This is a genomic window from Sphaerisporangium sp. NPDC088356, assembly GCF_040685555.1.
Classification (GTDB): Bacteria; Actinomycetota; Actinomycetes; order Streptosporangiales; family Streptosporangiaceae; genus Sphaerisporangium.
Genome location: NZ_JBFBIK010000034.1, coordinates 1 through 11,869 on the forward strand (window position 1 = coordinate 1; position 11,869 = coordinate 11,869).

The window sequence follows — 11,869 nt, forward strand, 5'->3', positions numbered from 1 at the left end:
GCGCCGAGCGTGCTCGCCGCGGCACCGGCGGGAACCGTCACCGACAGCGCCGTGATCGTGCCGAGTACGCCGAGGGCACCAGCGAGCAGCATCCGGCGGGGGCCACTGCGTAGTCGCCGGGGTCGATCCGGGGGGGTGGCGCTTGTGCTCATGCCTGAGCCTCCACAACTGAGTCACGGAATAGCGGAAAACCGGGGCGACGCCTGCGGATCGACGCCCGGCCCCATAACCAGGAACGCACACCACGAGCACGTCGCAGACGGAGGTCCCTGCCGCCACACCACCGATCTGGCAGGGAAAGACCGCCTCGGGGACTCAGTGTGGAAACCTCTCCGAAATGTGTCAAGACCGTCTTGAAAGTTTCGAGAGTTCCGCCTCGCGTACACGTCTCCATATGTAATGCGACATCTGCCCCGGCCTGTAGAAATGCTGCGGCGGTCTCGCCACAATGGGCCGAAACATCTCGATGAAAATTACACCCCAACGCCTTCACCAATGAGGTCCGGCGACCCCCGGCAACACCAGATAAGCCGCGCCCGGCTCCCCCACTCACTGCTGGCCGCTGGGCCCCATCGGGCCCACGGCCGCAGACCGCAGATGACGGGTTCGCCGCAGGAGGTGCTAGGAGTGGTCGCCAAGTACAGGGCCCAGCCCGTCGATCCCTAGGAGCAGCTCGCCGTCGATGGCGCCAAAGACAGGAGGGTTCACAAGGTGATGTTCCACCGGACGCTGTAGACCCGAGCGCCGGCGCTCGGGCGCCGCAGAACTCCGGGGTTGAGAACTGAGGAAGCTGTAACGGGACCGTTTCCGAGAACCTCGTTGGACGGGCACTTCACTGCTCCCGAGCGGTACCCCGAATCTTCTTTCACGGTGTCGGACGCTGTGCGGTCAAGCTGCCCGTCGTGCTCACCGCCTGCCGAGCTATGGACCTGCGTCATGATCGCTGCCCGTTTCCAGCCCGCAGAACGCGTCACCGGTGTCGAACTCCGTCGCGACGCGGCAAGATCGCGACAGCCCTACGAAATGAAAAAGACCAGCTCACGAAACATGCGAGCCGGTCTTGATCTGGTGCCCCCTGTAGGATTCGAACCTACGCACCCGGCTCCGGAGGCCGGTGCTCTATCCCCTGAGCTAAGGGGGCTCAACGAGTGGTAAGGCTACCAGCATCCGAGGGTCTTCGGTTACTCGGAAGCCCGCTAGCGATCAAGTACCCGGTGACGGGGTTCCGGGACACGTGATACCCCGCTAGGCATGGCGCACCATGCCCAGCGGCTCAACGGCGCACCATGCCCTCACCATGCCTAGCGGCTCAATGACGCACCATGCCTCCGGGTCACAAAGCGCCTCACGGTTCACCCGACGTCTCCCGGGTCACATGACGCCGGGTTGCAGCACACCTCGCGGGTCGCACCGTGCCTCGTACAGCGGCACCATGCCTGGTCTGTGGGTGGGGTTCATTTGCCTGGTCGGATCGCGCCTCGGTAGCGCGAGCGGTAGTAGGCGGAGTGGGCGAAGTCGACCTTGCGCACCACGTCACCGGACTTGGGGGCGTGCACCATCACGCCGTCCTTGAGGTAGATGCCCACGTGGGTGGGATCGCCGCTGCCGCCGCCGAAGAAGACGAGATCTCCTGGCCTGAGCCGCGAGAAGGGAATCTTGGTGCCTTTGGTGAACTGGCTGCCGGTGTAGTGAGGAAGCGAGACACCTGCCCGAGCCCAGGCATAGAGCGCCAGCCCGGAACAGTCGAAGCCACCACGTGTCGCCCCCGCCCCCGACCCTCCGCCCCAGACGTACGGCGTACCGAGCTGGCGAAGCGCGGCGGCTGCGGCGATCATCCCGGACACCGCCTGGCGCGACCGAGAGGTGGAGGCGGCATTCGCGGCCGTCGTCCCGGACACCGCCTGGCGCGACCGGGCGCGCGACCGGGCGGTGGAGCGAGTAGCCGGACCGCCTAACGGCTTGGACCTGTTGGCGACCACCTGCCCGGAAGCCCTGTCGGCGGCGCCGACGGGGAGCGCGACTCGGTCATGGACAGCTCGGTCACCCGCACCTTGGTCGCGCGCGGTTCGTTCTACGGGCGGGACCACTGTCTGGTTGCGGTGGTCGTTTCGCCTGATGTGCTCGTTGGCATTGTCGTGGACGGGGTGCTTCTTCTCGCCGGGCTTGCTGGGGTGCTCGTCGGTATGGCCCTGAGTCGGGTCTTCTTGCTGATCCCTGCGGGTCATGACCGGGGAACGTACTTCGCTGGAGGTGGAGGGACGCTGCTGGTGCTCCTCGGCAGCTGCGGGTTGGTGGATGCGGGTGAGGGCCCCGTCGTCGCCCGCGCGTCCGTCGATCTCGCTGGAGCTGAGGCCATGAGCGGGCCAAGTCCACATGCGTGCGCCCGGTGAGCCGTGTGGATCTATCTGGTGTCCAGGTGCCCAGGGAGTGGGCCCAAAAGATCCTTTTGGTGCGAAGAGTGGTGGTTCAGAAGCTTGGCCGGAGGGACGGAGATCGCCCTGCTCAGCCGAGAGGACGGAGGGGTTCGCGTGGAGATGGGGAGTGGCGGTTTCGTCTTCGCAGATGGTGGCTACCGGGCTGCCGGCGAGGCTTCGGAGCCAGGATGAGGCGGTCTCCGACCACTGTGCCGGGACGGTCTCTTGCCAGTGGGCGGGCAGCTTGTCGGGCAGCTTCGCGGGGACCGCGTCGAGCCACCTCCTCATCAGAGCCGGATCGAGCCGGCGCGGCAGGAAAGTGCCGAACCAGCCCGTCGGAGCGGCGTGGAACCACTGTGAGGAAGGAGTGGGGAACCGCTCTGATGAGGGAGTGTGAAGCCGGCGGACCGGGTGGAGACTTCGCGGCCCCACATGGGGTGCGAGGCCGGGAAGCCAGCGGACCTGCGCGCATCGGCTGGCGGGCAGGCGCGAAATCCCCTCGCCGGCTCCGCTGGAAAGGGCCGCCCCCGTGACGAGGACGGTGGTGACGAGCATCGTGATCACGGATGCCCTCCTTGGGCTCGATGAAGAATCGAGGCCCCAGGATCAGTTGGCCGGGCTCAAGCCCGTCGGACCGAATTGGGTTCTGTGCATAACCCGAGCCTGTGGATAAGTAGTGCCCTTTCATGTGCAACCTCTGATCTGCGGTGAGAGGAGCGTCCGAACAGCCGAGGTGTGCAGTTTGTGGATAAGCCGGTGGTGGGCCGTACCTCGGAAGGCGGTCGAGGCCGACATGGACCGCGTTGAACGCGCCAGGGTTCACGGTCAGGAGCGAGGGTCGTATCAAGACGTTGGTCCGGCGGCCTCGCCTCAGGAGAGAGGGTGGCGGACGGGGAAGGGGACCCGTATCGACCGGCGGCCTCGCCTCAGGAGAGAGGGTGGCGGTCGGGGAAGGGGACCCGTATCGACGGGAGCTTGGGGAACTTCGGGAAAAGGCTCGCCAGACTTCGCTGTAGGGGTTAGCCTCGCGGCCGTGGACGAGGTTCTGGGACGCGTGCTGGTCGTGGACGACGACGAGGTAATCCGGCAGCTCATCGCCGTGAATCTCAGCCTGGAGGGCTTCCAGGTCGAGACGGCGACCGACGGGCAAGACTGCCTGGAGCGGGTGAATTCCGTTCAACCTGACGTGATCACGCTGGACGTGATGATGCCACGCCTGGACGGTTGGATGACGGCGACGAAGCTTCGCGCAGACGAGAGCACCAAGCACATCAAGATCATGATGGTCACGGCCCGGGCCCAGGAGGACGACAAGAAAAGGGGCCTCGGGATAGGCGTCGACGCCTACCTGACCAAGCCGTTCGACCCGGCCGAGCTGATCCAGGCGGTACGGGACCTCGCCCTAGCCGCCCGTACCCCCACCGCCTGACCGGCGAACCGGAGCTGTCTCCCTCACACCCCGTTCGCAGCGGCTCCCTCGACTTGGAGCTCTTCCTCGCGGCCCGTACGCTCACAGCTCCGTCGGCATAGAACTCGGCTAGCTCGGTTCGCGAGCATGCGGCACACGGGCCGCCGGGTTAAGGCACACGGGCCACCGGGGGTTAAGAGGGAAGGCCTTCTTGGTGGGCGTAGGCGGCGGCTTGGGTGCGGGAGGAGACGCCCAGCTTGCCGAGGATGTTGGAGACGTGGACGCTGACGGTCTTCTGGGCGATGAAGAGCCGCTCCGCGATCTCGCGGTTGGACATGCCGGTGGCGACCAGAGCGAGCACTTCCTGCTCGCGGCTGGTCAGTGTGGTGAGGGCAGCGCCCGATGCCGAGGAGGATGCGGAAGAGACACCCGAGGAGGCGGAGCCGGCCCCGCCCGACAGATCCCCCAGCCAGCCCGAACGGGCGATCACCACCAGAGTGGACGTTGAAAGGGGCCGTGAATGGCCCTCTGTTTCGGATGGAAAGGGTCCTATGGTCGAGGCCATGATCTCCCCCTCGACCTTGCTGATCTTCTCCCTGGCCTCGATCGCGCTGGTCGTCGTTCCCGGCCCCAACAACCTCTACATCACCGCCAGGGGTATCTCCCAGGGCAGGGCGGCCGCGGTCGCGTCCGCCGTCGGGGTGGAGACGGGGACGCTGGTCCACATCGCCGCCGCCGCGGCCGGGCTGTCGTACCTGATCGCCAGGTCGGCGGCGGCGTTCGCCGTCGTGAAGTGGGCGGGCGCCGCCTACCTCGTCTATCTGGGGATCCGGACGCTGACCAGCGGGCGAGAGGCGACGGCCAGGACCGCCACCGGCCAGCCCCTCCACCGGATCTTCCTCGAAGGCGTGGTCGTCAACGTGCTCAACCCGAAGGTGATCCTCTTCTTCCTCGCCTTCCTCCCCCAGTTCGTGGACCCGGCGGCCGGGTCTCCCGCGCTGCAGATCGTGGTGCTGGGCATGACCCTGCTGCTGCTCGGCCTGGCCAGCGACATGGTCTACGCCGTCGGCGCGGGCACCCTCAGCCGGTTGCTGCGTGGAAGGCAGAAGCCGCTGAGGTACTTCAGCGGCTGCGTCTACCTCGGGCTGGGCGTCGCCACCGCGCTGGCCGGCGGCCGCACCCGCTGATCAACACTGCGGTCGCACCCGCTGATCGGTCGCCGGCCGTACCAGGCGGGCGTCCGCGAGCTGAGCCGGAAGGGGTCAGTTTCCCCAGGTGCCGACCGTTTCGCCGGAGGTGACGGCCGCGTCCTTGATCTGCTTGTGCACGGCTCGGGCATCGCCTGCGGGCTTGATGGGGCCAGGCAGGGCGTACACGATGAAGTGGTAGTGGTGCACGCCGCCGGGTGGGCACGGACCCGCGTACGCGGGCCTGCCGTCGCTGCCCGGCGCCACCTTGCCCGGGGCGCCGCCCTCGCCGACGCCGCTCTCGGAGACCGGGATGCCGGTCACGATCCAGTGGATGTACGACCCGCCGGGCGCGTCGGTGTCCTCGACCACGATCGCCATCTCGCGCGCCGACCCGGGGACGCCGCTCCAGGCCAGGGGAGGCGAGATGTTTTGACCTCCCTGGCCCGCGCAGGCGTACTTCTTCGGGATCGCGGCCCCATCGGCGAAGGCCGGGCTGCTCATCTTGATGCCCACCGAGGGCGAGCTGCCTCCGGCCGAGGGCGAGGCACCCTCGCCGGCGGATGAGGCGCCTTCGGACGAGCATCCCGCGAGGAGGGCCGGCAGGAGGCCGCCGCAGACCACACCGAGCTTAACGATCTTCATCCGCCCAGGTTAACGCCAGCGAGGCCCGCGCCCCGTCGAGGACGCGGGCCACAGGCCAATCAGTTGCCGAAGGTGAACCAGTTGAGGTTGACGTAGTCGGCGGGCTGCCCGCTGGAGAAGGTGATGTAGACGGTATGGGTGCCGGTGACCCCCGCGATGTTGGCCGGCACGGTGCGCCAGCTCTGCCAGCCGCCCGTGTTGCCGACGGCGAAGTCACCGATCGGCGCGGCGGTCGGGCTGTCCAGCCGCACCTGGATCAGGCCGCTGACCCCGCCCGCGGCTCCGGACGCGACCCGCGCCACGAACTGCGTGGCGGCGGACGTGCCGAACCTCACCCCGTCGAAGCGGAGCCAGTCGCCGTTGCCGATCTGCGAGACGTTCTGGCCGCCTCCGCTGTCGGTCGTGGTCTCCAGCCCGGTGCCCGACTGGGCCTGGTAGCTCTCGGCCTGGATGGTCGACCGCGCGTCGAACCCGCCGCCGGGCGGAGGCGTCGGCGTCGGCGTCGGCGAGGTGGTCGGGCCGGACCCGCTCTGCCAGACGGCGACGTAGTCGACCAGCATGGGACGTCCCGACACGGTGGCCGCCGTCGGCGTGGAACCGCCGAGCGCGTTGGGGAAGGCGCCGCCCATGGCCACGTTGAGCAGCAGGAAGTAGCCCGCGTGGCTCGTCATGTTGTTCCACGTGCCGGCGTCCATCTGGTTCTCGGCGACGCTGTGGAACTGCTGCCCGTCCACGTACCAGCGCAGCTGGTTGGGGCTGACGGCGCGGTCCCACTCGAAGCGGTAGGTGTGCATGGCCGACTGGCAGCTGGCGCCCGGACAGGGCCGGTTGGCGCCGATGCCGGTGGTCTCGTTGCACGGCCCGCCGGGGTTCACGCCGCAGTGCAGCACGCCCCACACCGCGTTGAGCCCGTTGACGTTCTCCATGATGTCGAACTCGCCGGTGCCGGGCCAGTTCCAGTAGTTGCCCCGGTACGGCGAGCCCAGCGCCCAGAAGGCCGGCCAGTAGCCGAGCGCCTCGTTCCCTGTGACGTTGGGCATCTGGATGCGGCCCTCGATGCGCAGTACGCGCCCGGCGGCGGGCTTGAAGTCGGCCCGGCGGGTCTCGATGCGCGCGGAGGTCCACTCGCCCGAGCCGCTCTTGATCGGGGTGATGCGCAGGTTGCCCGCGCCGTCGAGGCTGAGGTTGGAGGGGCTTGCGGTGTAGTTCTGGATCTCACCGGTCCCCCAGTTGCCCGGGCCGCCGGGGTAGGCGTGGCCGGTGTCGATGATCCAGTCGGCAGACGACGGGAGCGAGCCGGCGGAGCCGTTGAAGTCGTCGCTCCACACCAGGCTCCAGCCGCCTGGAGTGGAGGGTACGGCCGCGCCGGCGGTGCCGCCGGTGGCGGTCAGCGCGATCGCGGGGAGGAGGGCCGCGCCGATGGCGGCCAGCAGGAGGCGAAGCCGGGGACGGCCTCTCGGCACTGGACCGGTGGACATGATGAACCTCATCTCTGTGGGGGCAGATCACACACTTTCCGCGAGGACGGGCGCCGGCCCAGGGACCGGGCCGGCGCCGCCACTGTCAGCTGAACGGGATGGTGACCACGGAGCGGTTGCCGACCCCGAGCGAGGTCGGGTTGGACCCGATCGCGCTCCAGATCTCGACCTTCACGCGGCCGTTCGTGAGGTTGCCGAGCGTGCCCGACGAGGACGCGAGGCCCGCCGCCTGGGTGGAGTGCTCCCAGCCGGCGACCGGATCGGTGGCGAAGTACTTGTAGGTCTCCACCCGGTCGTAGGTGCCGTCGCCCGTCAGGTCGTACGAGACGCGGGCCTGGACGCCGTTGCCCACCGAGGTTCCCGCGTCCAGGAACAGGTCGAACGCGGTGGCGGCGCCGGTGTAGGACATGGTCAGGCCCGTCGAGGTGTAGACGAGCGGGTTGTAGGGGGTGCCGTCGTGGTTGGTGCCCCCGGCCGAGGAGATCGTGTCCGTTCCGGCCGCGCCGCTGGTGGCGGACAACGCGCCGCCGGTCAGCAGGTAGCGGGTCGGGGAACCCGGCGTCGGCGTCACCGTGGGAGTCGGCGTCGGGGTGGGGGTCACCGTGGGAGTGGGGGTCGGGGTGGGGGTGGGCGTGGGCGTGGAGCCGCCCGCGCTGGTGGCGGTCGACGCGGCGGGCACCGTGAGCTTCTTGCCGTCGGAGAAGGTGACGGTACGGGCGGCGGTCCCGTAGTTGTGCGCCACGTAGGTCCGCGTGCCGTTGAGGCTGAAGACCGCGGCCGTCGGGGTGTCGGCGGTCACCGCCGCGTCGACCGTGCCCATCCTGGCGAGGTTGTAGATCCAGTGGTACTCGTGGGCCTTGGTCTCCCCCGCCTCCGGGGTGTAGGCGTTCCAGCCCGCGTCCCAGTTGGCCTTGGCGGCGGCCGGGTCGCCGAGCGCGCGGTACTCCCAGATGATGTCGCGCCACTCCACGGCGGGACCGCCGTTGTTGGCCTCCATCTCCGCCAGGCCGGCCTTCACCTTGTTCGGGTAGAGCCCGTGGTAGAGCGAACCACCCGTGATGGGCAGGTAGTTGATCCCGTGGATCTCCTCGGGGTTGCCGGTCCACCAGGTGCCGTAGGCGGCGCCGTCGCCCCAGATCATGCCTGCGGTGTCATGGCCGAACCCCGCCGGGTACACGGCGTTGTCCACGTCGAACCAGTACTGCCCGATGGTGGCCGCCTGCGTGGTGTAGAGGTAGATGCCGAGGTCGCGAAGGGAGTTGTCGCCGGTGGCCGCGCCCAGCAGCAGGGCTCCGGCCGCGAAGTTCATCCCCTCGGAGGACGACTCCTCGTTGTTCCCCGCCGCGAAGCCCGCGTGGCCGGACGCCCAGCCGTTGCCCGCGTAGGGGTCGAAGTTGCGCAGGAACGGGAAGCGCGTGTCCGTGCGGTCCCAGTTGTTCGCGTCCTTCGCCAGCAGCTTCGCCATGCCGCCCCACTGGCCGTCGGCCGCCCACGCCCGGTCGTACCGCGCCACGGTGGCGGCGGCCATGAGGTAGTAGCCGTAGTGGAAGTGGTGGTCGTTGACCTCGGAGTCGCTGCCGTACGAGGCGGGGTAGCCGGTGAGGACGCCCCACGTGCCGTCGTAGCGGAACTGCTCACCACCCGCGGTGAACCAGCCCTGCAGCTCGGTCTTGAGCATCCCGAGCAGCTTGTCGCGGGAGGCGGTGTCACCGAGCTGGTCGGCGATGGGCACGAGCTGCGCGAGCCGTCCGAGAGTCTTGCCCGTCCCGTAGGTGTCGCCGGTGCCCGCGAGCGGGTCGCCCTCCGCCCCCTGCTTGACGAAGTCGCCGAGCCGCGCCCGGTCGTAGGCGCCGAGGTCGGGCAGCGCGGGGAGGACGCCGTGGAAGGTCTGCCTCGTGCTGAACGACGCGCCCTCGCGCAGCTTCATCGTGCCGCGCGGCGACACGTAGGTGTAGGCGGTCAGCGGGTCGGTGGTCGCGAGCCACTGGTGACGGTAGAGCGCCTGCAGCGTCCCCGTCTCGGTGCCTTCCTTCGCCGTGGTCGTCGCGGTGTAGGTGGTCGTGAGCCGGGCCGCGGCCTCGTCGTACGACCAGCTCACCTTGGTGCCCGTGACGAACGAGTAGGCGTACTTGGCGAACAGGTCGAGCGCGCCCCGGGCGGGCAGCGCCGCGACGGAGTAGTAGTTCTTGCCGCCGAGGGCGACGGTCGCCGCCGTGCCGGCGATCGTCCAATCGGTGCCCGTCGGCGCGAACAGGGCGTAGTCGTGCCCGTTGACCGTGGCCCCGAGCACGTTGCCCCGGTCGGCCCAGATGGTGGGCGTCGCGACGAAGTTGACCTGCCCGTTCCCGCCGGCCGGGGTGGCGTAGACGAACGGCAGCCCGTGCCCGATGGTGGCGCGCAGGGTGCGGGTGCCGTCGGACCAGTAGGGGGTGACGGTCCAGTCGGACCAGCCGTCCACCTCGGTGCGGGGCGCGTTGAGGCCGGTCACGCCCAGGGTGAGGTCGCGGGCGTGGGTGTAGTCGTACTGCGACGCGGAGATCGTGGGCGCGGTCGGGTAGCTGACCTCCAGGCCTCCCGCCACGGCGTGGAAGGTCAGCGGGTGGGCGTACATGTTCTCGGAGTAGGGGTTGCCCGCATACCGCTGGAAGGCCAGCGAGGACCACCAGTCGTTCGTCGGGACCTTCGCCGTGACGGCAGAGGTGATCTTGGGGGTCACCGGCGCGCCGGTGTTGTTGGACGGGCCGACGGCTCCGGCGGGAAGGTCGGTCGTGTAGCTGCCGGCCCCCACGGTGACGGTGGCGGCGCTTGCGGGGGTGGCGGGGACGGCGGCGAGCAGGCCTGCCAGCAGGGTGGCGGCGACCAACCCGGCGGACCGTCGTCTCGAGGAGGGGGTCCAGGGGAGAACGGAGGTCATGCGGCGTGACTTTCGACGTGGGGGGGGACCGGCCCGCCTCGACGAGGCGATGGCCGGCGACAACTCCTACCGCGGGCCCGACGGCCGTTCGAGGCCCGCACAGCGCTGGGATCCAGGTGTTCGCGTCGACGTAACTTGCGTGTAACGCTCTCGGCGCCGCTGACGCTAGATGTGCTGACAAGCCGTGTCAACAGCCAGAGAATGTTTCTCGAAGATCATGAGAGCGCTCTCCACCATTTATCGGGGCCCGTTGTGAGGGCTTGCCGCGCCGCCGACCTCCCCACCAGGGACTAAACCGGATATTGGACCCGATCGCCGTGGGTGTCCGGGGTAATGGGAAAGAACCTTTATCATGGGGACACCTCCCGGCACGGATAGGCTCCGACTCCGCCCCGAACCGAGAGCGCTCTCTTTCAGATCACGGGAAGAGGGTTCCCCGGGCGTTCTGGACCGCTCGCCCGAGCGGCGGCGGTGGCGCCTTTCCGCCGGCGCCCGGCTTCGTCCTGCCCCGGCAGGCAGATCATCGGAGGAGCACATGCGGAGGGCGACGACCACCGACGCGGGCCCCCCGGAGCCGGCGTCACCCGGCGACCCCGCCGCGCCCCAGGGTGATGCGGATATCCGGGGGTGTCGCGTAAGGTCGCGACCGGGCGACTCCGAGTGGCACGATGGGTACCGCCGGAGGCTCGGGATCGTGTACGCCGACTGCGAGACTCGGCGCCGGCTCCCCAAGGACAGCGGGCTGGGCTACCGGGATGTCATCCGGCGGAACGGCCTCGCCCCATGATCGACCCGAGGAAGACAGGGCGCTGCGAATGAAACGACCCACCCTGGAAGCGGTCGCCGCGCGAGCGGGCGTTTCCCGGGCGACCGTCTCGCGGGTCGTCAACGGCCAGTCGACGGTGACCCCGGAGATCAGGGACACGGTGCTGCGGGCCGTGAGCGAGCTGGGATACGTCCCCAACTCGGCCGCCCGTAGCCTGGTCACCCAGCGCACCGACTCCATCGCACTGGTGATCTCCGAGCCGGCGACCAGGGTGTTCTCCGACGACCGGCTGTTCTCCATGGTGGTCCGCACGGTCAGCAGCGAGCTCGAATCCTCCGACAAGCAGATCGTGCTCATGCTGGCGAGCTCGCCGCGCGGTCACGAGCGGGTGGAGCGTTACATTTCGAGCGGGCACGTCGACGGGGTCCTGCTCCTGTCCATGCACGGCGCCGACCCGCTCCCCGCCGCCCTCAACCGCATGGGGGTGCCGGTCGTGTCGTACGGCAGGCCCGCGGTGGCCGTGGCGCTGCCGTACGTCGACAACGACAATGTGGGCGGCGCGGGCGCGGCCGTGCGGCACCTGCTCTCCACCGGCAGGCGACGCATCGCGACCATCGCCGGCCCCCAGGACATGATCGGCGGTCAGGACCGCCTGACCGGCTACCGCGACGCCCTGCGCAACTCCGACCGCCGGTCGATCGTCGCCGTCGGCGACTTCACCCGCGCCTCGGGCGCCGACGCGATGCGGCAGCTCCTGGAGGACGACCCCGCGCTCGACGCCGTGTTCGCGGCGAACGACGAGATGGCGATCGGCGCGCTGCGTGCCCTGCGCCGGGCGGGGCGCCGGGTGCCCGACGACGTGGCCCTGGTGGGCTTCGACGACATCGAGGCCGCCGCGTACACCGATCCGCCGCTCACCACGGTCCGCCAGCCGATCACCGAGCAGGCGACCGCGATGGTGCGGCTGCTGCTGACCCCGGCGAAGGATCGGACGACCGATCACATCATCCTGCCCAGCGAGCTGGTCATCCGCGAGTCCGCCTGAGCGCACCGCTCC

Annotated in this window: 8 protein-coding genes, 1 tRNA gene and 1 pseudogene; 4 read left to right on the top strand and 6 right to left on the bottom strand. The window is 69.4% G+C overall.

The window, feature by feature from the left end; translation table 11 throughout:
• Window positions 1-1,066: 1,066 nt before the first annotated feature.
• Window positions 1,067-1,141: transfer RNA gene (locus AB0O34_RS15270), tRNA-Arg, on the bottom strand.
• 313 nt (window positions 1,142-1,454) lie between these two features.
• A complete protein-coding gene (locus AB0O34_RS15275) occupies window positions 1,455-2,375 on the bottom strand; it encodes a C40 family peptidase (RefSeq protein ID WP_363915976.1) in 921 nt (306 codons plus the stop codon).
• A gap of 1,072 nt (window positions 2,376-3,447) precedes the next feature.
• Between AB0O34_RS15275 and AB0O34_RS15280 the strand changes: the two genes are divergently transcribed.
• Window positions 3,448-3,843, top strand: coding sequence for a response regulator (locus AB0O34_RS15280; RefSeq protein ID WP_363915977.1), 396 nt, complete (start codon window positions 3,448-3,450; stop codon window positions 3,841-3,843).
• Between the two features lie 172 nt (window positions 3,844-4,015).
• On the opposite strand, the pseudogene AB0O34_RS15285 reads toward AB0O34_RS15280, so the two are convergent.
• Window positions 4,016-4,231 (bottom strand): annotated as a pseudogene (locus AB0O34_RS15285) (response regulator transcription factor); the annotation flags it as partial.
• Between the two features lie 142 nt (window positions 4,232-4,373).
• On the opposite strand from AB0O34_RS15285, the gene AB0O34_RS15290 reads away from it, so the two are divergent.
• Complete coding sequence (locus AB0O34_RS15290) at window positions 4,374-5,009, top strand: LysE family translocator (RefSeq protein ID WP_363915978.1); 636 nt, start codon at window positions 4,374-4,376, stop codon at window positions 5,007-5,009.
• 75 nt (window positions 5,010-5,084) lie between these two features.
• On the opposite strand, the gene AB0O34_RS15295 is transcribed toward AB0O34_RS15290, so the two are convergent.
• The 3 genes from AB0O34_RS15295 to AB0O34_RS15305 all read right to left on the bottom strand — a co-directional run bounded on the left by AB0O34_RS15295 (window position 5,085) and on the right by AB0O34_RS15305 (window position 10,046).
• The gene (locus AB0O34_RS15295) at window positions 5,085-5,654 is read right to left on the bottom strand and encodes a YbhB/YbcL family Raf kinase inhibitor-like protein (protein ID WP_363915979.1); all 570 of its coding nucleotides are present in this window, start codon (window positions 5,652-5,654) and stop codon (window positions 5,085-5,087) included.
• 59 nt (window positions 5,655-5,713) lie between these two features.
• The gene (locus AB0O34_RS15300; protein ID WP_363915980.1) at window positions 5,714-7,132 is read right to left on the bottom strand and encodes a glycoside hydrolase family 16 protein; all 1,419 of its coding nucleotides are present in this window, start codon (window positions 7,130-7,132) and stop codon (window positions 5,714-5,716) included.
• An 85-nt stretch (window positions 7,133-7,217) separates the two neighbouring features.
• Window positions 7,218-10,046, bottom strand: a complete 2,829-nt coding sequence (locus tag AB0O34_RS15305) for a glycosyl hydrolase (RefSeq protein ID WP_363915981.1) — start codon at window positions 10,044-10,046, stop codon at window positions 7,218-7,220.
• Between the two features lie 535 nt (window positions 10,047-10,581).
• On the opposite strand from AB0O34_RS15305, the gene AB0O34_RS15310 reads away from it, so the two are divergent.
• Together AB0O34_RS15310 and AB0O34_RS15315 are read left to right on the top strand one after the other, a co-directional pair.
• The gene (locus AB0O34_RS15310; RefSeq protein WP_363915982.1) at window positions 10,582-10,833 is read left to right on the top strand and encodes a family 1 glycosylhydrolase; all 252 of its coding nucleotides are present in this window, start codon (window positions 10,582-10,584) and stop codon (window positions 10,831-10,833) included.
• Window positions 10,834-10,861: 28 nt separating this feature from the next.
• Window positions 10,862-11,857, top strand: a complete 996-nt coding sequence (locus AB0O34_RS15315) for a LacI family DNA-binding transcriptional regulator (RefSeq protein WP_363915983.1) — start codon at window positions 10,862-10,864, stop codon at window positions 11,855-11,857.
• Window positions 11,858-11,869 lie beyond the last annotated feature (12 nt).